This window comes from Ktedonospora formicarum, from assembly GCF_016587355.1.
Classification (GTDB): Bacteria; Chloroflexota; Ktedonobacteria; order Ktedonobacterales; family Ktedonobacteraceae; genus Ktedonobacter; species Ktedonobacter formicarum.
Genome location: NZ_BNJF01000001.1, coordinates 2884659 through 2906808 on the forward strand (window position 1 = coordinate 2884659; position 22150 = coordinate 2906808).

Below are 22150 nucleotides of genomic sequence, written 5' to 3' on the forward strand. Positions count from 1 at the left end.
ATTTTTCAGCAACAACTAGAACGCTCGCCTTACTTAATAGAATGGATAGCGAGAAAGTGGTGGGAAAAGACAGGCTTCAGTCCTCGTAGATCAACTAAAAGTCGAAGATAAACACGTTCAAACAGTGCTACAATGGTGATGTATAAATTATGATGCCATGAGGAGGAATACTGTTTTGAACGAGAGACATCAACCATGGAAAGTTCTATCAACCCGTCAGCTTCTAGATACACCTTATCTGCGCGTGCGTAGCGAACAGGTTGAGGTTCCTGATGGCCCCATTGTAGATGACTACTATATTATCGAGAACTTTGGTTGGGCTGGCGTTGTGCCTGTCACGGAAGATGGGCGCTTTCTCTTGAATCGCCAGTATAAGCATGGCATAGGTCAGGTTGTGTTAGAGTTCCCAGCAGGTGGTATTGATCCTGGTGAGTATGAGAACCCGTCCTTGACAGCGCATCGAGAATTGATGGAGGAGACTGGCTATAGTGTGGGCTCTCACGATATGGAGTTGCTCGCGCATATGTATGCGAATCCAACAGGCGCGCGGACTCGTATCTGGTGGTACCTGGCGCGTGACGTGCGAAAGACAGGTACTCCCAAACCTGATCCACTAGAGGTTATTGAAAATTTCCTTGTTACCCCTGCTGAGCTTTTAGATCTGATTCATCGTGGCGAATTCCTGGTTCAGGGGCAGATCGCGGCAGCCTATATGGCGTTGGAGCGCCTGGGGCACCTCAAAGCACGATAGCTCCTTTATTGAAACCTGAGCGCGAGCCGTGATAGCGGTGGTGGATTTCATATAAAGCTTAGTAGGCCTCAGAAGAGGGCCGATAAAGCTTTACATATTTCTTAAAATTATTTGATATGCGTCTGCTATAGTAAACATGTATATTCCAGGTTGTTGATAGAAACAGGTGGCGAACTACTCCATGAAGATCCTTGTAATTGAAGATGAAGCCAATATTGTCCAGGTGCTCCGCCTATACCTTGAGCAAGCAGGATATACCGTAGTGAGCGCCAGTGATGGTATCGCTGGTATAGAATTACACGCGCGCGAGAAGCCAGACCTGGTCATTCTGGATCTGATGCTTCCGATTCTTGATGGTATGGAAGTCTGTCGCCGCATCCGGGCCTGGGCAAATACACCCATCCTGATGCTGACTGCGCGCCAGGGCGAGGAAGACCGTATCAAGGGTCTTGATCTGGGTGCAGATGATTATCTGGTAAAGCCGTTTAGTCCGCGTGAAGTGGTGAGCAGGGTCAAGGCTATTTTACGACGAGCAGGCCTTACTTCGAATGCAGGCGCGGAAGGCGAGGGGCTGCACCAGGATGAGAAAAGTGTTTCTGGGGAAGAAATTTCTTATGGGCCCCTTCTTATCAATATCCCCGCGCGGCGCGTGCGCATTGGGCAGCGGGCGCTCTCGTTGACCGTCAAGGAGTTTGATCTACTAGCCGTCCTGACGAAATCTCCGGATCGGGTGTTTACGCGCGAGGCCCTCTTAAATCAGGTCTGGGGCTATAGCTATCTGGGAGATGGGCGTACTGTCGATGTCCACATTGGTACTCTGCGCAAGAAACTGGAATCGACTGGTCAGATGCAACAGGTTATTCAAACTGTCTGGGGGGTAGGATACAAGTTTGTTCCACCTGGAGTTGATACTCCACCGCCTATCGCGCAAGAGGAAGCATGATAAATGATTTTGATCTCACGCGGGTTGGTCTGCGCACAAAACTGATTCTGAGTCTACTCGCGATGATTTCCGGAGCTATCCTGATTCTCTCGGTTGTTATCTCGCTTGCCGTACAGAACTTCTACCGTGAAGCGCAGCAAGAAAACCTCTCCCAAAAGGCTGCTTATTTTGCTAGCTATTACGAGAACAAATATCGCCAGCAGGGATATACCTGGGGGCAAAAGTATGGAACTTTGCCATCAAGTGATCCCGAGATTCAGAAACTTGTGGATGCCAATGGGCAGGATATTTTCTGCTTTCAGCCGTTCAATTTCAATTCATGCGTAGACCCTACCCTCGGCAATGCGCTACGCCAATCGTTGAACGGACAAAAGGCTGAGGGCTACTTAAATGTCTCTACTCCTGCTGGCTCCTATCCTGCGCTCTATGTCAGCGTCCCGATGAAAATTGATGGAAAGATCATTGGTGCGTTGTTTATTTCTGATCCCAAGGCCGACCCAAACAAGCTGGTCAATCGTATCAATAACACAATCGCGACCACCGCGATCATCATTGGCTCGATCGTCTTGATCCTTGGTTTCTGGCTCACCCGGAGTTTAACTCGCCCACTGAAGTCCTTGACCATCGCGGCTGAACATATGAAACAGGGCAAATATGCCCAGCGTGTGCCTGTGCCTCCCGCTCAAGATGAGCTAGGGTTGCTGGCGCAAACCTTTAATGAGATGGCTGACACTATCGAGTCCGATGTTAACGAGCTACGCCGTCAAGAACAAGCTCGCCGCGAGCTACTCGCTAATATCGCTCATGATCTGGCGACGCCTTTGACTGCCATTCAGGGCTTTAGTGAGGCTCTAGCCGATGACATAATTCAAGATCCGACGGCTCGGCAAGAGACTGCGCAACGTATTGGCCGTGAGGTTCAACGCTTGCGTCGTATGGTTGCTGACCTGCAGCAGATGACCTCGCTTGAGTCGGGGCATACTCGTCTCGATCTTGCCCCTCTCTCGCTTCAGGAGCTGATCGATGAGACTCTGGCTGTGATCGAGCCAGAGTGCGAGAACGCGGGTATTACTATCCGCAGTGAAATCGCGCCTGATGCGGCTTTGGTCCAGGCCGATAGCGACCGCATCGCCCAGGTGCTACTTAACCTATTGGATAACGCGCGTCGTCATACTCCCTCGGGGGGCTCGATTACCGTTGACGCGCGACTTGGAGAATCGGGGCAATCGATGGAGGTCTGGATCGAAGATACAGGTGTAGGTATCAATCCTGAGGACCTACCACATATTTTCGAGCGCTTCTATCGCGCCGACCGCTCGCGAACAGGTGCTACAGGTGGAAGTGGGCTAGGTCTCTCAATTGTACGCGCCATCATCACCGCACATGGCGGCAAAGTGTGGGCTCAGAGTACCCGTGGTAAGGGCACGCGGATCAGCTTTTCTCTGCCATTGGCGGAGCAAAGTCCTTCTGAAGCTCTCGTCTGAAGCAATCTCATCTCCTCGAATATTGTTCAAATTATGAACAGTGTTCGAAAATATGTGTGCTGCCTGGGCACTAATATTAGGTATATACCTTGGCCTGAGGTTCGCATGCGGAATGAAGCGAATGAGACAACTGACGACTTTTGTGCAACCCTGAAAATTGGCTGCCAGAGTGCTTGACTTAAAGCGTTAGCTATGATAATATATGCCGTGTCCTGAGGGTGACTAGCTCAATGGTAGAGCATTCGACTCTTAATCGACAGGTTCAGGGTTCGAGTCCCTGGTCACCCACCCTGCAAGAAGGCCCGGATCATCTGATCCGGGCCTTCTTCATTGTTAAAAATCAAAGTTCACGGCAGCGTTGAGCAGCCTGTGCCAGTTTCCTAAAATGCTCACTCTCAGCGGTATGCAGGTGACAGATGAGATGTTGCGCACCTGCCAACTTGTAGCCATGAAGTGCCTGTGCAACTTCATCAACTGTGCCCACAATAACCCGTTCGCGGTCAGCATCAGGCGCAATCTGCTCGCCTGGTTCGCTGAAACGGACATTGATACCGACCGTCAAGCCTAGATCCTCGGGCTTGCGCCCTACCTTTTGGCACGCCTCCTGTACTGGTTTCAGGCGTGGCTCCAATCCCTGCACTGGACCAAGCCAGCAAGCATTCCACATATCTGCGTAGCGCGCGGTTAATTCGAGCATACGGGGACGAGAAGCACCAACCAGGATGGGAGGCCCGCCAGCCCGGATATTGCCAGGTATGATCTCACAATTCTTCGCGCTATAGTACTTGCCCTCAAAATCTACCTTCCCCTCGCGTACAAGTGGCGCGATAATCTTTAGTGCCTCCTCAAAGCGTCCTGCCAGATGATCAAAGGGCAGACCAAACGCATCGAACTCAGGCTGATGCCAGCCTGCTCCCAGGCCCAGAATCAGCCTACCTTTACTAATGGTATCAAGCGTGACCGCCATTTTTGCCAGAATGGCAGGATTGCGGAAGGCCGTACAGAGGACTAGTGTTCCTAACTCAACGCGCTTTGTTGCTTCGGCCAGAGCGCTCATCAGCGTCCAGCATTCCCAAATTCCGCGTGTCGCTCCATCAGGCTCACGGAAGAGAAGATGATCGAAGAACCAGATAGAGTCCAGACCTTCCTCCTCGGCCTGTACACCTCGTGCTCGGATCTCTTCGTAGCTCGACTGCTCATTTATGGGTAATGCTACACCTATTTTCATCAAGAAATGCCTGAGCCTCCATTTATTCTAGTACTATTGGTTGTCAACCAAAATCATGATTCTTCATCATAGCACAATTGCTATCACATTCGGAGCAGAGGGCAACAAAGGCAATGCATCCTGGTTCTGTTCGTCTCAGTGAAGTTTTTAGCTTACCGGATGAACCTTTGTACCCGCGAGCCGAGAGTATGGCATGAGAGATAGAAAACTCTGTCAACAGAGATTCATCCTGCAAATATTTGAGGTAGTAATGTATGCCTTGACATAAAGATAGCGCATTATATAAAATATAAATAAAGTTTTATATGTTTAGCGCCACCTCATTGAGGTCGATAGAGAGTAATTAGATGGGAAGTGGACACGTTGCTAGTTCAGGTAAACGAGGGCGATAAAGTTTCAAAGGAGAGCAAAGAGCGGGTTATGGAAGACTGGCGAGATCTGAAAGCGATGACCAAAGCACTAGGGGGAGTTGCACGCCTGACTATTGTCTATCACCTAGCCCGTCAGCCCGAAATCTCTGTGACTGACCTGACTGGGATGCTCAATATTAGCCAACCTCTGGTCTCATGGCATTTGCGTAAATTGCGGCGTGCTGGTTTAATCCAGACGCGTCGAACCGGTCGTCAGGTGTATTGTTCCCTCAATGTTGCACGCTTCCGGCAAGGCCTTCAGCGCTTGGAGAGGCTTATTGATCCCTCTCAAATTCTGGATGCACTACCTATGGGTAGCGCTCTTATTGAAGCGGATGCAGGAGCGAATGACTAACAGCACAATGGTGCCTGGTTGCCATCTACGAGATACCTGTGCTCATACATTCCTATCATTTCCTTGCCTATCTCTCATAGGGATAGACGGTTATGTTAACAAAACGGTTCAAGCTTTACATACTTTGCATTCTTTTTACGTCTCATTAAGAGAGAAATTTAACAAGCGTGTGATATGGTTTGTTATGAGAACGGACCGACACATATGCACTTTGTTGTAATGGAGAGAAGGAGCTACATGGCTATTCATACTACAACTGACAATACTCAAGCTTCATTGGGGACAGCTATGTTGGCCCGCCGCAAGCAAATGACGTTGCAGCAGGCGCGCGAAGCCAATAAATTTGGCAAAGCCGATGTGCATATGCATAGCACATACAGCGATGGCAGCGCTACCATTGAGCAGATCCTACATCATGTTGAGCATAATACCGCTCTCGATGTCATCGCGATAACCGATCATGATGTTATCGAAGGTGCGTTGAGGGCACGCGACCTCTGGTCGAAAGGATCATACCGCTTTGATTTTATCGTAGGTGAGGAAGTAACCACGAAAGAAGGCCATCTGCTGGGTCTCTTTATTGAAAAGCGTATCCCTTCTGGTTTGAGTATGGAGCGCAGTATTGACCTTATCCATGAGCAGGGAGGACTGGCCGTAGTAGCTCATCCTCTCCATCGTTTCTTCCGCCATAGCTGCCAGCGTCGTGTTATGGATCGCATCCATGCCTCAAAGGATGTCTGGTTTGATGGTGTTGAAACCTGGAACGCGAGCTTCTGTGGCATCTATGCCAATCGGGTAGCAATGAGTGTTAATCGCCAGGTATATGGTTTACCAGAGTTAGGAAATAGTGATGCACACTCCTTAAGTGCTGTGGGTAGCGGCGTAACCTGGTTTGAGGGTCAGACCGCCCAGGAACTTCGTAACACAATTAAGGGTGGTCTCACAGCCCCGGTGGTAAGCTCTGGAACATGCAGGCATATGTGCAATGGGTACTCTATCGCTTGAATAACAAACAGCGTAATGAGCAGCCAGTCGAAGATGTCGCGCAGATCGCTTAAGGAGAAAGTCTCCAGAGAAGGAGAGGATTATGTGTTCTCTCACAAGCTATATCCTCTCCTCAAGTAGTGGCGCATGGTTCTAATGTGCATGTTTAATGGTATGAAGCCCAAGTTTCTGTTATAATAAAAGGTTTTTGAAGGCGTTTCTCAGAGGATGAGAAGAAGTGGGGCTGTAAACTTTTTACCTAAGACTTTCAGGTAAAATGCCTGCGCAAAATTCTAGTTCTGGATGTTTCTGCGCTACCCTGAAGAGTGCTGAAATGTCTTAAGCGCTTGCTTGGATTCGCCTACTGCTCTTGCGCTAGCGCCGCACTGCGCGGGAGGGCTCATTTGTGAGCGTGAGTTTTCATAAAAAACCCATCTTTAACCAAAAAGAGCTAGTCCCATCGGGACGAAGTATGATACAATAGATATATGTTTAGTAGCCGCATACAGCAACGAGCTAGACAACTGGTCATGTATGTCATACAACCTCTAGCTCATGCAGGGGTTACCCCTAATATGTTAACTGGCATTGGACTATTGCTTAGCATTATAACCGCGATAGTCATCGCCCAGGGGTTTTTGATGATTGGGGGATGGCTGGTGTTGTTTGCGGGCATCTTTGACATGTTTGACGGGGCAATGGCCCGTATTCGGAATTCCGCAACCACCTTTGGTGCTTTCCTGGATTCGACTATAGACCGCTATTCAGAGAGTATTATCCTTCTTGGGTTTCTCGCGTATGCTTTACAAAATCCTGGCATGCGCGATATGTTCTGGCCTTTCGCTAATGAGCAAAGCTGGCTGATTACTCTGATTTTTGTTTCCGCTGTCGGATCCCTCATGGTGAGTTATACGAAAGCTCGCGCCGAAGGCCTGGGTATTGAGTGCAAGGTCGGATTACTGGCTCGCCCGGAACGTGTCATACTACTAGCACTTGGTCTTCTGACAAATACAGGTATCTGGGCCCTGGTCCTGCTCGCGGTCCTCTCTAACGTGACCGCTGTCGAGCGTATGCTTGCCGTCCGGCGTTCTGTTAGCCGGGCTTCGCAGGCTGAGACCGCGCCATCATCCTTGTCACAGTCACATGGATCAAACGATACCGGTACGTACAAACAGCGTAATTTGACAAACCAGGCGACCTTGAACGAAGGAGCGGAAGAGATTGTACATTTCGAACGTCGCTCCTCGCCCTCTCGTCTTTCATCCATCGATGAGGGCATAAGTAAGATTGATTCTTAACGGCATAGACTTTGCGAGATCGGACAAGAGCACAGAGAACAAACGGTTGATTTCATTGCGCGCGGCTCTGTACCATTATGTGGCAAGCCCGCCTGCTATGTTTGCAATCATCATTCCATAGGCAAGACTGCTAAGAGTTGATGGAGGGCGGATTCCTTTGCGATATTCTTCGAGCAAGAGCTTTCAGTTCCGCCCCGGCTTATACACTTACGCACAATCGCATAACTGCTGATTACAGACCGGGTACTTTGCGAAACCGCAGATAGTCCAAACACTTCTTGAAGGTGAATGTAGTATTGTTTGCCTCAGGCATACAAATGCATTCTTTCTGTAAGGTTTGTACTACATTTTGATGATACCCCCGGTCCATGCTTCCTATGATGATTTCTGCGCTCTGTCCGTAGTGACTGAGACTGGAGATCTTAGTGACAACAAAACATTCTCATTCTGACCACAATGACGTTGATGCTAACGTTACAGAGCATCCGTCTGTCCCCGAAATAACTGTTGAGCCTACCACTTCCGAATCAGCCACACCTGTTGAGGAGACCTCTTTAACGGATTCCTCTTCTGCCGCTTCTGAAGAAGACTCTTATAAGCAACAAAATGCAGAGGAGGCACAGCAGCCTGAAGTGTCTACCACTCCAGTAGCTTCTTCTTCCGCTGATGCTGTTGAGCACGCTGAGAAGACAACCGAAGTGCCACTGCCTGCGTCCTTTGAGCCTGCTACCTCATCATCGGAGCAGGAGGCTGAAAATACTTCAGCCTCCATTACAAGTGAAGCCGAACCGGTACGTGATGAGGAGACATCTCCCTCCATTTCTGAGGAACTTCCACAAGGTGTTGAGATCTCTGCTACCGTCGAGCCTTCGCAAGCAGAAGCCATCTCAAGCGTAGATGCATCTGCTCAAGCTGGTGAGACTGTGAGCCAGGAGAGTGAAACGCCTGTAAATGATCAGGCTTCTCCTACCATTGCTGAAGAGAAGAATGTTGAAGCTGCGCATGGTGCTGATTCGCCAACGGCTGAAGAACCTGTGCTTCTCTTTACAGGTGAAGGCGAGACAAGTGCGTCTCAGGAGACAAAAGAAGAAGAGGTTCGCTCTTTTACCTCCTTCATAGAAGAGTTCCGCCAGGCAGAAGCTCAGGCGCGCTATGATGCTTCGCTCCACGAGTCTCAGCTAGAAGCGTTCGCGTTGCTTTCTCCTTTAGCGCAACGTAACGCTGAGCGCAATCTAGATGAGGCTGAAAAAACAGCAGGTGCTGAGCCCCAGCAGGCCGAGATGTTCAGCTCAGAGGTTGTGTCTTCGACAGAGGCCGAAACTCCCAAAGATGAGGCTGAAAAAAATCAGCAAGAGAGCTCAACCAATTCCGCTGAGATAGAAGAAGCGAAGGAGACCGAGGTGCAGCAGGATAAGATTGAAGCGCAACCCGCTAAAGAGCGTGCGGTATCACCGCTTTTGCGTCCGGCGTCCCGCATTCGTTTGCCACGCCATAGCGCCCGACATCTGCGTGAGGAGCGCGAAAAAGAGAAAGCTGCTGCAGAAGAGATTACTCCTCAGCCAGAGAGTCAGGTACAGCCTGCCCCTGCCGAAAGCGCACCGCCACGCCCTGCACGTCGTTATCGCTTTGACCGTCCTGCCTCGACTGCTAGTAAGTCTACTACAACGAGCAGCGCTCATTCCAGTAGCGTAAATGGTGCCGTCCCTTCAACCTCAACCACACGGGCCGAAGAGAGCGTGAAAGAGCCTCTGACGAATCGGGCACCTGAAGCGCAGCCGGAAAAGGTTAATGAAAGCACGCCAGTACGTGAGCCTCAAACAGCGAAAAAGACTACTCAAGATACGGTTGCTTCTGACATGACAACAACTGCACCTGTTAAAGAAAGTGGTCGCCGTCGAAGTCATGAGCGCCAGAAAGAAGTAACAAATAGTATGGCAACACCTACGGCAGCGTCTAATATAGATAACACACCTTCATTTGTGAATACTGCTTCTCAGGTAGTAGAAGAGGCTCCTGAAGATCTGCCACCTCTGGAGTATTCGGAATTGCAGAAGGCTTCTACGCGCCGCCGCCGCCGCCATCGCACTAGCACTACTACTAGTAGCACAAGTGTCACGCCTGAAACGACGATCCCAACTCCGCCCCCATTGCCCACGCCGCCACGTGAACAGCCAAGTTCGCTGCCCGCTGCCTCTGGCAAACTGACTGGTGTTCCTGGGGATATCGCCTATTCTATTGTCTCGGGATACACAATTAATCAAATGAATCAGGGCAATGACCTGCCCGGCCCTTTCATGGGTCCCGAACCTTCGCCAGCACGCGGTAGTGTCATCAGCCGGGATGGCGGTCGCACAGTACAGCGCGCGGAAGTGCATCGTTCTCCTTCTTATCCTGCTCCCAGCTCTTCAAGTAGCCGTGGACACGATAATATGCCTAGTACCGCTGCACTCAACCATTTCACGAACGCGATTGTGCAAGCTCTGCAATTACAGTCCGACCGCCTGGTGACTGAGATGCGTCGCCAGTCGCAGGCACCTACAAATGTGTCCGTCTCTCTACCACCATTCCCTTCAACGGAGCGTGTTGGCGTTTTCGTTGACGTCGCGAATCTGCTGTATTCAGCACGCACGCTAAGAATGGCCGTCGATTTTGGCAAATTGCTTGACTTCTTGCGAGGCAATCGTCGCTTGGTTCGTGCGCATGCCTATTGCCCCACCAGCCCACAGGCTGGCGATGAGCAGATGTTTTTGCAGGCCGTAAAGGGTCTGGGGTATCGCATTACGACCAAGAACTACAAGACTTTCTCGAGCGGTGCAAAGAAGGCTGACCTTGACCTGGATTTGTGCATGGATGTTGTGCGCCTGGTCGATGGACGAGCGGTTGACTGTATCGTTCTGGTGAGCGGAGACAGCGATTTCATGCCGATGCTTGACTATTGCTCCGATCACGGAGTACGTGTCGAGGTTGCGGCCTTTGATGAGGCAATGTCTGCGACTTTGCGCCAGAGCTGCGATCTCTTTGTGAACCTCTCTCTTCTGGAGGAGATTCGCTCATAGCAACAAGAAGTGTATGAAAAAGATGGTAGGGGAAACCTTCCCCTGCCATCTTTTTGCGTTTGTCTGCTTTGTATGGTCGAAGCTCTCACGTTTCTCGCTTCTCTCAAAAGGCCAAGGGAGTGGGCAATAGAGCTATATGTGAGAGGCTTGAATCAGAATATCTCAAATTGCCTCATGCTATCAGAAATGGTATACTAACCTGGCTAGCAGGCAATAAAGAATGTGCCAACTCCATTTCCATAGAGATATGTGAGAATTCTCTTCTATTCGACGTAGTTAAGCAGGGAATCCTAATGTTATTAACCCTGATCTCTGGCTTTGCAGTCGGCAGAAGAGGGGTGGTGCCCGTTTGCCTATTTTTAGGTTACCCTTCCCCACTTTGTGGGAAGTCGGCAGCTTTTTGTATTGGTGCATGTCGATGCAAGAGCGCTTCGACATTGTATGCAATGATCAGCTGCGACATAACGTTTTCTACCAAAGCTTATCTCTCTATTTTTAGAGGAGAAAGGACCCTATCGAATGCGTCGCCCGTTTGTGCGCAATAAGTATGGCTGGTTTATCCAGATCGCTCTATTGCTCGCTCTATTTACAATGGTGCTAACTGCCTGTGGTGGTAGCAATAGCAACACTGGTGGCACCAATGGCAACTCTACTCTGAAAGTTGCCCTGGTTACTGACGTTGGTGGCCTCAATGACAATGGTTTTAACCACCTCTCTTATGTGGGTTATACCAAAGCCAAGTCTGAGTTGGGCTTCCAGGAGCGCGTGATTCAGTCGCAGTCACAGAACGACTATGTCTCTAACCTGACCCAGGCTGCTCAGGCTGCTGATCTTGTATTCGCCGTCGGTTTCTTGATGGATGGCGCGATCTACCAGGTTGCCAAAAAGTTCCCCGCCAAGAAGTTCGCTATTATCGACGGTTGCGCGACTGCCCCGAACTCGTTTGACTGCACTTCTCTCCCCAACGTTGCACCAATCTCCTTCAAAGAGCAGGAAGCTGGATGTCTGGTTGGGGCGTTGGCCGCGCAAATGGAGTTGGATGGCAAATCGAAGATTCCGCAGTTGAGCGGTTCAAACACCATTAGCGCCGTTGGTGGACAGGAGATTCCTCCTGTTGTGCACTATATCGCTGGCTATAAATATTGCGCGCAGAAGGTGAATCCTAGCATTAAGGTTTTGGTTGGCTATTCCCAGGACTTTGCCGCGACCGCCAAATGTAAGGACCTGGCCCTTAGCCAGATCAACCAGAATAAATCCGATATTGTCTTCCAGGTTGCCGGTGGTTGTGGCGTCGGCGCGCTGGACGCTGCCAATCAGAAAGGCGTGTTCGGTATCGGTGTTGATGCTGACCAGGGGTACCTGCATAAGAGCGTTATCACCAGTGCTATGAAGCGTGTTGATACCTCGGTCTACAGCACTATTGTTGACTTCTCGAAGAACAAGTTCAGCAATAACCCTGCTGTCTTCGATCTGCAGCATGATGGTGTTGGTTATGCGCCAACTTCAAGCGATGTGCCAGCGGATGCTAAGGCCAAGGCTGATGAGTTTGCTACCATGATTAAGAGTGGCTCGCTCGTTCCTCCCGCGACTATCCCCGCATAAATATAACGCAAGAGTCGAAAGCAGCATCTTTTTTCTAAGACCGCTTTCGACTCTCGTTGGCATATGACAGCATTGGCATAAGTCTTATGTTGTTCTTTCTCCCCCGGTAGGTAAGGCTTACGTCTTTGGCACACGCAAGATTGCTAATGAGAAGTGCGCAATTACGCAGGCCTGGCGCTTACTGAGAGAATGTCACTTACCGTATGAATCTGTTTGACAAGAGGACGCGAGCATTCGTCAATAAAGGCTTCAAAGAGATTCTTCCATGCTGGCTCATCGTTCCAGAGCTCTTCTGGATGGCACTGGGCTGCGAGCATAAAGCGATGCTCAGGAACTTCCATCAATTCTGCCACCCCATCTTCCGCACGTCCAGTGATGATGACACCTGTGCCGGGCTGCTTGATGGCCTGGTGATGCAGGCTGTTGACGCCTATTTCATTACGGCCTAAAAGTGCTTCCATTCGGCTGGCTTCTTGAATTTTGACATTGTGAATCTTTTGATTGCGAGGTAGCTCCCAATTCGGATGCTTCAGACTATCTGGATATTGTGATTCCAGGTCTTGATACAGGTTACCACCCAAAGAGACATTCAACATTTGCATGCCACGACAGATACCCAATGTTGGTAGATTCTCATTGATGACCCAATGAGCTAGCGCCAGTTCCAACTCATCAAGTTGAGGATTTGTTTTGCCCAGCCCGGGATGTGGCTCTTCATTGTAGTTGCGCGGATGCACATCAATGCCACCAGAGAAGAGGATTCCATCCAGGCGGGGAAGCAGGGTCTGGAGTCCAGCCAGATCGTCGAGGATCGGAATGAGAATGGGTACTCCACCTGCTGTCTCTACTGCTCGTATATACGCGATGTTGTTGAAGAATATGGGCCGATCTGATTCAGCACCAACTCCTGAGTGGCAAGGGATTCCGATTAATGGACGCATTACCAGTTACTGCCTTCCTTTGTGTATAAGAACAAAACTCAAGCTAGGATTTTTATGAAAACCAAAGCCGCTATTCAGGCTGCTAGCGCTGACCCCGTAAGGGATCTATGACATACTCAGGTTTTCGAATAAAGAGATAATAAAAAAAGCGAAACACCAAACTTATGTTTGTGCGCTTCGCTACGGGTAATGGCTACTTCCTCATACGTCGAAACGCGCTCTCCTGGCTACTACAAACCCTGTAAGCTCCAACCAATGTCGGAGCTGAATAATCATAAGGGTTATGCAATTGACAAGTAAGCGCTTCTGTTTCATCTAATGATCTACCTGACGTTTAATCTTGTTCTAACATCTCTATACAGATGTTATACATTTATCATACAAGTAATGTCAAGAATTGGAGGCTTGTAAGAGGACCTTTGGCTTATCTTGAGGTCTAATTCCCTCCAAAAAAAGTTTGCCACCATTGTAGCCAATAGCTTGTTTCTGTCGTCCTGGCGTGGTCAGATGAGGTTTTAGTCTCCGCTGGCTTCTGAACTTGGACAACCACTACAGGCTTTTCACCGGGTCGCACATAACCTAATTGTTGACGGGCCTCGTTCTCTATAACAGCAGGGTTCTTGTACTTGTCCGCATCCTTTTGTAGCTGATCGTGTTCTCGTTGGAGAACCTGCAAGCGTTGTTGTTCGCTTTGAAGCTTCTGTGTTAGCTGGCTATTGGACCATGCCTGGGCTAGAGTGCCAAGCAACAAAGCGACACATATCAAACCTGTAATCCACAAGAGTGTATGTTTAAAAAAGTTCTGTCTTCTAGCTCTTTGCCGCCCTACCGTCTCTTCCAGACCTATCGCGCTTGTGATATGTCCATAGCTCTCCTCGGGGCGTGCTGGGAAATGTGGCTTTCTTATCCGTCGCTGCACAGAACCTCCTTGCGATATGTGAAGGGCCTCAATATTGTCCGCACTCTTGCCCGTATATATATATTACGAAATAAACGCACTAGAAGTATCATACTCGTAGCTCGAATAAGAAGTGTAGCCCTTGTGCCTCTCAGTTGAGAGATGTGTGATTAGCCCTCTATAGAATAGAACGCAATAGACACGCAAATACTTCCATTGCTTTCCTTTGATCCTGCGACAGTAATGTATGATAGTGTTGCATATAAGCCATGAATTGGAATAAATAGGAGGAGTATTATGCACCAGAGAGAGGTGACAAGGGGAGTTGATTTGCCCTCTGCCTACAACTCGTCCTTAGCGCGACGAAAGTAGGAGAAGGCCCATCATGTCAAAGCCCAGAAGAATGCAGATAAGCGCGAACGAGGCAATCAGCACATAACTCTTCCAACTAAGTTGCGCTATTGTATGCGATTCTTTCTGCTTACTATCGCTCTCCAAAACAAGCGGCTCAGTATGAGGGAGCCTCCGTGTTGTGGTTGTGAGAGGCAACTCTTCTAGCATCTCACTGATACAACGCAAGTCGCCTGAATTCAGGCGCTGTTCAAGCGCGTCCTCAAAAGAGCTATGTAACTCTTCTTCACTTGCCTTTTCAGTTGTAGAAGGCTTTGCTACCACCTGCTTTGGTTTCACAATCTCGATTGGTGCAGTCGCATAAGCCATATTCTGAGATGCCGGTTCTTGCGTCATAGAAAGATCCTGCGCGGATGGCGCTTCTAAAATTGCTACAGTATCGCTTGATGTCCAGTGCATTTCGTCTCCTCCTTCGTCTGCTACCTATCTATTCTCTACACGCTTATATATATCGGAAAAAAGACGGAAATATTGCCAAAAAGGCCAATTTAAAACGCGCTTTTTACTACTTTAAGTGGAATCTAATTTTACTTATGACCTCTTTAAGCTTTTGTTCAAGTGCCTGCAACGCCAGAATGCTGCTCTTTTGTTAAAATTGGTATACGCGAATCTTAAGAATGGTAGAGCGTATTCTTCTCTATCTCTTATCTAAGAAGAAAGTCATGCTGAGATGCTTTGATAAGCATGGAAGGCTGCTTCGCAAACTGGCGCCAAACTCATTGCTAAACTTCAAAATCATTTAAAATATCATGGTTAATAAAACATATTAAAAATCTGACTAGAAAAGCGAATATGCATTGCATATATAAACCCATCTAAGAGGGTGAGGGAATTGCATGTATGCAAGAAGTTGCGTTCATAATTAGAGCATTGTTGCTATACTGGACTCAAAAGTACCTGTTGTGTTACTGCGCTAAGGAGTCCCCGAATGCTCTCAACAACCACTCTTTCCTCTGTGTTGCATTCTATAAATGATATGCAACCGCCTTTTATTGAGCGCGATTTAAATGTCTATATTGACCGAATCTGGCAGACTTATTTCTCTGATATTCAACCCGTAAATGAAGTTCGCATTGGATATTGTTATCCCTGGAAGACACGCCTGGGAGTTATTCGCATGACAGTAGATGAAAGCCTCTCGTTTATTGGTATAAACTCGCTGCTACAAATGGCAAAGGTCCCTGAATGTGTCCTGGTAACCACAATTGCTCATGAACTGGTGCATTATGTGCATGGTTTTGGCTCGCCGCGACCGCGAATATGCCAACATCCTCATGCGAATGGGGTTGTAGATAACGAATTGGAGAAGCGTTCACTAGGAAAGCAGTTATCCCACTGTAATGACTGGATTGACAGAGAGTGGTATCCTTTTTATGATAATCAACGGGACGCAGGTTGGGTGAGTTGGCTTAGTGCTCGCTATTCTTCCCGCCGTGGTCGTGGATCTTGCTAGTATCGCATTGGCAAGCCTGCTATTTTATGTTTTTCCACACCGAATATAGAATGAACTAGCATTGTGTACAAAGGAGGTATAGTGTGGCGACTGGCCCGGAGAGCATGAGTGTTGTACGTGTACTCTAACTCTTGACATCTTTTGGTGCCTTATGGTATATTCATGCTAGCTCCGAAGCTATGTACCACGTTACCAATGGTAGACTGCCCAGGTCTTATTCAACGTCCCAGATTCCCAGATAATGGCGATGTGTAGTACATTGTCTTTGGTCCATTCGCTGGCACCTCTTACTTCATCAAAGTATCACAGCTACTCGATGCCACATCATGCTTTTACAGAGAAGTCTACTCTTCCCCTGTAATTGTGCTTTCAGCGTTGTTTCTTTCCCACCAACCAACTTGGTTCAACCCAGAAAGGAGAAAGGGCGTTTTCCTCAAGCAGTATTATGCTTTGCCGCCCTACATATCGTGAACATAGCCGAGTTAGAACTTAAAACCCTGCCGGAACTACGCGACATTGCTCGCGACCTCGAACTCTCCGGCTACAGTACCCTCAAGAAACAAGACCTCGTTTTCCGCCTCCTCCAAGCCAATACCGAACAACAAGGAAACATCTTTAGTGCGGGTGTATTGGAGATTGTTGAGGATGGTTTCGGCTTCCTACGCCAGGAGCGCTTCCTGCCGGGCAATATGGATGTATATGTTTCCCAATCGCAGATTCGCCGTTTTGGCCTGCGAACAGGAGACATGGTATCTGGTCAGGTGCGCCCTCCAAAGGATAACGAGAAGTATTATGGCCTGCTCCGCGTCGAGGCAATCAATGGTCTCGATCCCGAAGTCGCCAAACGCAGACCGCATTTTGAGGTCTTGACGCCTATCTCGCCTCGCGAGATGTTTAATCTTGAAACTAGTGCCTCGAACATCTCTGGACGTATCATTAACCTGGTTTCTCCCATCGGTCGCGGACAGCGCGGTCTGATCGTCTCCCCTCCTAAAGCCGGCAAAACCATGCTCCTCAAGTCCATCGCAAACTCCATCACCACTAATTATGATGATGTACACCTGATGATCGCATTGATTGGTGAGCGTCCTGAGGAAGTCACGGATATGAAACGGTCTGTGAAGGCCGAAGTTATTAGTTCAACCTTTGACGAGCCTACCGAAGCGCATACACGCGTCGCTGAGATGGTTCTGGAGCGCGCTAAGCGCCTGGTAGAGGGTGGACGCGATGTTGTGATTCTGCTAGATAGCATTACCCGTCTCAGTCGCGCGTACAACCTGGCCGTACAACCAAGCGGTCGCACCCTTTCTGGTGGTCTCGATCCAAGCGCTCTCTTCCCTCCAAAACGCTTCTTCGGTGCCGCCCGTAAGATTGAAGAAGGGGGTAGCCTGACGATTATTGGTACTTGCCTGGTTGATACTGGTAGCCGTATGGATGATGTGATCTACGAAGAGTTTAAGGGTACCGGCAATATGGAACTCGTCCTGAATCGCAAACTTGCCGAACGCCGCATCTTCCCCGCCATTGACATCTCCCTCTCTAGCACTCGCCGCGAAGAGCTTCTGCTTGACGAAAAGACCTTGCGTGCCGTCGTCGTTATGCGTCGTATGTTTGCTACTCTGTCCGACCAGCCTGGACGCACCAGCCTGGAAGCTATGGATGCACTCATGCAGCATATGTCTAAGACAAGCAATAACATGGAGTTCCTGGCAACCCTTAAAGGGAGCATTTCCTAGCGAGCGTTTACGAGCTTAAACGAACTAGGGTTCCTGCTTATCGCAAAGCCAATGGCGCTGCAAGCGCAGATATGCTTAAGTGTTTGACAAGGAAGACCACTCAAGAATCGAATATTCCCTAAGATACGTTATACAGCGCTCCGCGCCGCTCTTGCGTGTAGCTGTGGCTTTGGCATAGCATAGTAAATGCCTCTAGCTCACAGTGAGAAGATTGCTTTATATTCTAAGCATGCATTCTCGTTTTCTCGCTAGAGTGTGCTATACCAATGGAGCGCTGTATTTCTTTGTCAGGAGGAATTTCATGACTACCGCTGCACCTGTTTTTAAGAACTCAATTGGCGGCATCTGGCAGGCAGCCCACGATGGTAGAACCTTTCCCAATTATAATCCCGCGACTGGTGAGTTGCTGGGTCATTTTCCCCTCTCTTCCTCTCGCGATGTCGATGACGCGGTGAACGCCGCTCGCTTGGCCTTCGCGCGCTGGCGGCTTGTACCTGCTCCCAGGCGGGGAGAGATTCTCTTCCGCGTGGGAGAACTGCTCTCGCGCTACAAAGAAGACCTGGCCCGTACCATGACGCGTGAGATGGGGAAGGTGTTGAATGAGACGCAGGGAGATGTGCAGGAAGGTATTGATATGGCCTATTATATGGCGGGTGAGGGACGCCGCCTCTTTGGCTATACCGTACCCGTTGAACTTCCGAATAAGAGCGGCATGGCTTTACGCGATCCTATTGGTGTTGTGGCCTGCATTACGCCCTGGAACTTTCCGGTTGCCATTCCAACCTGGAAGCTCTTTCCGGCTTTAATCGCGGGCAATACAGTTGTGCTCAAACCAGCCTCCGATACACCTCATAGTGCTCAACGTCTGGTGGAAATTCTTTACGAAGCGGGTCTGCCGGAAGGAGTAGTGAATATCGTTTTTGGATCTGGCCAGGAGGTTGGTGAGTCGCTAATCCACCATCCAGATGTGTCAGTTATCTCCTTCACTGGCTCGACAGAGTCGGGCCGCCATGTAGCGGTTGAAGCCGCGCAAGCGCTGAAGCGTGTCTCGCTGGAGATGGGTGGGAAGAATGCTGTGATTGTCCTTGAGGATGCTGACCTGGATCTGGCGGTAGAAGGCATCCTTTGGAGCGCTTATGGTACAACAGGCCAGCGTTGCACCGCTTGTAGTCGCTTGATTGTACATCGAGACGTGCAAGATCGCTTGCTAGAGAAACTGGTCCCACGGATCGAAGGCTTACGCCTGGGTGATGGTCTGGACGAACAGGTAGATGTGGGACCCGTCATCAATGCCAGCCAGATTGAGAAGATTCACTCCTACGTTGAGATTGGTGCGCGAGAAGGTGCGACACTGGTGACGGGTGGTGAGCGCGTAGCGGAAGGGGAACTGGCAAACGGCTATTTCTATCGCCCTACCCTTTTCAAGGATGTGCGTCCCGATATGCGCATCGCTCAGGAAGAGATCTTTGGCCCTGTGCTCTCGCTGATCGCTGTCGACTCGTTTGACGAGGCTATCGCGATAAATAACGAGACGAAATTTGGTCTCTCCTGTGCTATCTATACTCAGGACATTAATAAAACGCAGCGAGCTATACGCGATCTGACAACTGGCATTCTTTACATCAATTCTGGCACAACGGGGGCTGAGATCCAGTTACCCTTTGGTGGTACACGCGGCACTGGCAACGGTCACCGCGAGGCCGGAATCGCAGGTCTGGATGTCTTTACCGAATGGAAGGTTGTATACACAGATTATAGTGGTAAGTTGCAGAAGGCGCAAATAGATAATTAAAAAAACAAAGTTGGCGCGCGTACGGTCTCGTACTGTATGCGCGCCCTTATTGCGGGTGTCTTCATCGCGGATATCACGCGAGACGCGTTAGCGTTCCGTGCGCCCTTCGACTTTACCGCCCTTGCCTTCAACCTGGTTTTTGAGCGATTGCAACGCATGGTCGAGGCTTTCGTTAATCTCCTGATCCTCAGAGCCAGCGGATTCCTGTAACTCTCGTTTTATCTTAGGAGAAGGCTCAAAAGATAGATGGACAGTGACTTCGGTTGGACCCTTGTTTTCATCACCCTTTGCTGAGAGCCAACCGCGATAGCGTTCTTCGCCATCTGAGCCCCATTCCATACGATTGTTCTGCTTATCCATGCGGAAGAAGCCATCCGCGTCGTAGTGATGACCGTGGGCTTCACCCTCCACGCGAACGCGCTCCCCATGTTGTGGCTCAGCATGTTTAGTGGTTGGCAGGTATTTCGGCAGATTACTGACATCCGACATAAAGTCTTCTACTTTACGCCTGGAGGCTTGAATCTTAATTGAGCGCTCATATTCTCCCATTGTTGAAACCTTCCCTTTCTGAGAGGCTATTCGCATAGCCTCGGTACTGGTCCGATCAATGTTGATGTAGTCCCGGTAAGGCGTGTATACAGATAGTGTTCTAACCTGTACGTGCTACTATCAACATACACAGTGCGCCAAGCGAACCGGGTCGACCTAGATCTGTCAGGTTTTTATAGTGATGGGGAGCGCCGCCTGATGCGAAGGGCAAGGAGCAAGCCGAAGGAGACTGCGAGCAGCACGATCGAGATGGCGATGGCCTGTTCCAGATCGTCTTGTGAGGCGATATAGATGGCGGTGGGAAGTGTCTGGGTTGTGCCGGGGAAATTTCCCGCGAAGGTGATAGTCGCGCCAAACTCACCCAGTGCTCGAGCCCAGGCTAACCCGGTACCTGACAGAAGCGCTGGACGGACCATGGGTAGTGTGACTCGCCAGAAGGTATACCAGGGAGAGGCGCGCAAGGTATAGGCTGCCTGCTCATAGCGCTGGTCCATTTGCTCCAGACCAGCTTTTGCGCTATTGATAAAGAAAGGCGCGGCTATAAATGTCTGAGCCATGACAACAGCAATAGTTGTAAATGGGATGGTGATCCCAAAGGTGGAGAGATAGCTGCCAAGCAGGCCCATGCGTCCGAATGTGAGTAGGAGCGCGACCCCTGCCACAACAGGTGGCAAGACAGTTGGCATAGTGACCAGCGTTTCAAGCAGTCCGATCCCGCGAAAGTGTTTGCGTGCTAGCAGATATGCGACCGGGAGGCCAAGAACGATAGCAAAAAGTGTGCTCAGGGTTGTGGTGATGAGGCTAATGCGGAGTGCCAGGAGAGTCTCAGGCTGTTGGAGTTCGTTCCATATCGCAGATGGTGATTCACGGAAGAGGAGCGCAAGCAGTGGCACTCCCAAGAAGAGTAAAAATAGGGTGCTGAGTAGCCCAATTCCTGCGCGAAAGAGCCCGTTACTCCATCGCCCCCATCCTGTGTAAGTCCTTGCTTGCTCCATATGTATCTTCTCCAAGCAACCCTTGTGTCTATGTGTTCAAGGGATACATATGAGAGTCAATATGTGATGGTCTTATATGTATCCCTGATAGGAATGATACGCCTGGTCTGTATTACTCCTTATTAGAAAACCTGAGTGCGCCGCGACCTCCATATGGGGGCACGGCAGCGCGTTGGTTTTTGTGTAAGACCTTAGCTATTGACGCTGATGAAGCGATATTTGGTCAATGTAGCCTGCCCTTTTGTTGAGAGCACATAGTCAACGAATGCCTGGGCATCCTGAGCGTGCTTCGAGTCTTTGGTGAGGGCAATGGGATACTCGGCAATGACGTTGAAGGTATCAGGAATTTCTATAATCTTCACTTTGTCCGAGACTGCGCTGGTGATGTCGGTGAGATAGACAAAGCCTGCGTCAGCCTCTCCAATCTGGACCTTCTGTACAACAGCTTTAACATTCTCCTCCTGAGAGACGAAGTTGCTCTTTACAGTGCTCTCATAGCTGCTGCCATACTCTGAGGATTTTCCCATTTTGTCCAGCACTTGCAGCATATATTTACCAACTGGAACGCTAGGGGCGGCGACAACAATCTTCTTGCCCTTTTGTCCCAGGTCTTTGAGTGTGCTGATTTTGCCTGGGTTACTTGCCGGGATAATGACCGCAATCTTATTTCGGGCGAAAAGCTTGCTCGTTGTTACCAGCCCGCGTCGCTGGCCTTCTTCATGTTTGTCGTATCCGCTGAAGCAAAGATGTCGGCGTTCGCTCCGTTGGCGATTTGCTGTTCAAGCAACTGTGAGCCATTGAAGTTATAGGTGATGGTCACGTTGGAATGTGTCTGTTTGTAGTCTGTGGCTAACTCTTTGAAGGATTCTGTGAGGGAGGCGGCGGCGAAAACGTTTAACGTTACAGGGGCATTGGCTTGATTATTGGTTTGATTGTTGGCTCCTGTATCACCACCACAAGCAGCCAGGAGAAGCGGCAGAACAAATAAGCAGGGTAATAGTATGCGCAAGAGTTTCCGCATAACTGGAAGGACCTCCTTATCCGAGTACTGGCTGCTTACATAGGCGAGCGGGCGTGTATATGCCAGTTTACTCAGATCAACAATAGATATTTATGCATAAAGTACTCACCCATTGAGTATACAAAGCGAGGATAAGGGAAGTCAAGGCGAGCTTCTAGCTCGTTGCGCGAAGCTTATGTGAAGAAAGATGTACGTTTGCACGAACACAGCTTATTTTGAGCAACATTCGGGTTTTAAGGAGAA

Annotated in this window: 17 protein-coding genes, 1 tRNA gene and 1 pseudogene; 12 read left to right on the forward strand and 7 right to left on the reverse strand. The window is 49.5% G+C overall.

Features of this window, described 5'->3' with window-relative positions:
- Positions 1-175 precede the first annotated feature (175 nt).
- The 4 genes from K3T82_RS12355 (at position 176) to K3T82_RS12370 (ending at position 3466) form a co-directional block, all read left to right on the forward strand.
- Complete coding sequence (locus K3T82_RS12355; RefSeq protein ID WP_220193755.1) at positions 176-751, forward strand: NUDIX hydrolase; 576 nt, start codon at positions 176-178, stop codon at positions 749-751.
- A 181-nt stretch (positions 752-932) separates the two neighbouring features.
- Positions 933-1694 (forward strand): response regulator transcription factor, encoded by a 762-nt coding sequence (locus K3T82_RS12360; RefSeq protein ID WP_220193756.1) that lies wholly within the window; start codon positions 933-935, stop codon positions 1692-1694.
- Positions 1691-3178 carry a sensor histidine kinase gene (locus K3T82_RS12365; protein WP_220193757.1) on the forward strand — a complete coding sequence of 496 codons (1488 nt, stop codon included), beginning with the start codon at positions 1691-1693 and terminating at the stop codon, positions 3176-3178. The genes K3T82_RS12360 and K3T82_RS12365 overlap by 4 nt, the downstream gene beginning before the upstream one ends.
- A 216-nt stretch (positions 3179-3394) precedes the next feature.
- Positions 3395-3466 (forward strand) — tRNA-Lys (locus K3T82_RS12370).
- A gap of 52 nt (positions 3467-3518) precedes the next feature.
- Here the strand turns inward: K3T82_RS12370 and K3T82_RS12375 are convergent.
- Positions 3519-4406: an LLM class flavin-dependent oxidoreductase gene (locus K3T82_RS12375; protein ID WP_220193758.1), complete on the reverse strand. Its 888-nt coding sequence runs from the start codon at positions 4404-4406 to the stop codon at positions 3519-3521.
- A gap of 420 nt (positions 4407-4826) precedes the next feature.
- On the opposite strand from K3T82_RS12375, the gene K3T82_RS12380 reads away from it, so the two are divergent.
- The 5 genes from K3T82_RS12380 (at position 4827) to K3T82_RS12400 (ending at position 12111) form a co-directional block, all read left to right on the forward strand.
- On the forward strand, positions 4827-5171 hold the full coding sequence (locus K3T82_RS12380) for an ArsR/SmtB family transcription factor (RefSeq protein ID WP_220193759.1): 345 nt from the start codon (positions 4827-4829) through the stop codon (positions 5169-5171).
- 237 nt (positions 5172-5408) lie between these two features.
- Positions 5409-6176, forward strand: a complete 768-nt coding sequence (locus K3T82_RS12385) for a PHP domain-containing protein (RefSeq protein WP_220193760.1) — start codon at positions 5409-5411, stop codon at positions 6174-6176.
- 554 nt (positions 6177-6730) lie between these two features.
- A complete protein-coding gene (locus tag K3T82_RS12390; RefSeq protein WP_220193761.1) occupies positions 6731-7453 on the forward strand; it encodes a CDP-alcohol phosphatidyltransferase family protein in 723 nt (240 codons plus the stop codon).
- A gap of 425 nt (positions 7454-7878) precedes the next feature.
- Positions 7879-10509: a LabA-like NYN domain-containing protein gene (locus tag K3T82_RS12395; RefSeq protein ID WP_220193762.1), complete on the forward strand. Its 2631-nt coding sequence runs from the start codon at positions 7879-7881 to the stop codon at positions 10507-10509.
- A gap of 519 nt (positions 10510-11028) precedes the next feature.
- Positions 11029-12111 (forward strand): BMP family lipoprotein, encoded by a 1083-nt coding sequence (locus tag K3T82_RS12400; RefSeq protein ID WP_220193763.1) that lies wholly within the window; start codon positions 11029-11031, stop codon positions 12109-12111.
- Between the two features lie 161 nt (positions 12112-12272).
- On the opposite strand, the gene K3T82_RS12405 is transcribed toward K3T82_RS12400, so the two are convergent.
- The 3 genes from K3T82_RS12405 to K3T82_RS12415 all read right to left on the reverse strand — a co-directional run bounded on the left by K3T82_RS12405 (position 12273) and on the right by K3T82_RS12415 (position 14760).
- A complete protein-coding gene (locus tag K3T82_RS12405) occupies positions 12273-13052 on the reverse strand; it encodes a gamma-glutamyl-gamma-aminobutyrate hydrolase family protein (protein ID WP_220193764.1) in 780 nt (259 codons plus the stop codon).
- Positions 13053-13488: 436 nt separating this feature from the next.
- A complete protein-coding gene (locus K3T82_RS12410) occupies positions 13489-13971 on the reverse strand; it encodes an FtsB family cell division protein (protein WP_220193765.1) in 483 nt (160 codons plus the stop codon).
- Between the two features lie 333 nt (positions 13972-14304).
- Positions 14305-14760, reverse strand: a complete 456-nt coding sequence (locus K3T82_RS12415) for a hypothetical protein (RefSeq protein ID WP_220193766.1) — start codon at positions 14758-14760, stop codon at positions 14305-14307.
- Positions 14761-15289: 529 nt separating this feature from the next.
- Here K3T82_RS12415 and K3T82_RS12420 point away from each other — a divergent pair.
- The 3 genes from K3T82_RS12420 (at position 15290) to K3T82_RS12430 (ending at position 19342) form a co-directional block, all read left to right on the forward strand.
- The gene (locus K3T82_RS12420) at positions 15290-15814 is read left to right on the forward strand and encodes a hypothetical protein (RefSeq protein WP_220193767.1); all 525 of its coding nucleotides are present in this window, start codon (positions 15290-15292) and stop codon (positions 15812-15814) included.
- A 467-nt stretch (positions 15815-16281) separates the two neighbouring features.
- Entirely contained in the window at positions 16282-17550 is a 1269-nt protein-coding gene (rho, locus tag K3T82_RS12425) for a transcription termination factor Rho (RefSeq protein ID WP_220193768.1), read from the forward strand.
- A gap of 301 nt (positions 17551-17851) precedes the next feature.
- Complete coding sequence (locus tag K3T82_RS12430; RefSeq protein WP_220193769.1) at positions 17852-19342, forward strand: aldehyde dehydrogenase family protein; 1491 nt, start codon at positions 17852-17854, stop codon at positions 19340-19342.
- A gap of 87 nt (positions 19343-19429) precedes the next feature.
- Here K3T82_RS12430 and K3T82_RS12435 read toward each other — a convergent pair whose 3' ends face one another.
- From K3T82_RS12435 to modA, 3 genes and pseudogenes are all read right to left on the reverse strand, one after another.
- Positions 19430-19891, reverse strand: coding sequence for an SRPBCC family protein (locus tag K3T82_RS12435; protein ID WP_220193770.1), 462 nt, complete (start codon positions 19889-19891; stop codon positions 19430-19432).
- Between the two features lie 173 nt (positions 19892-20064).
- The gene (locus tag K3T82_RS12440) at positions 20065-20886 is read right to left on the reverse strand and encodes an ABC transporter permease (protein WP_220193771.1); all 822 of its coding nucleotides are present in this window, start codon (positions 20884-20886) and stop codon (positions 20065-20067) included.
- A 191-nt stretch (positions 20887-21077) separates the two neighbouring features.
- Positions 21078-21907: pseudogene (gene modA, locus K3T82_RS49880) on the reverse strand (molybdate ABC transporter substrate-binding protein).
- Between the last annotated feature and the right edge of the window lie 243 nt (positions 21908-22150).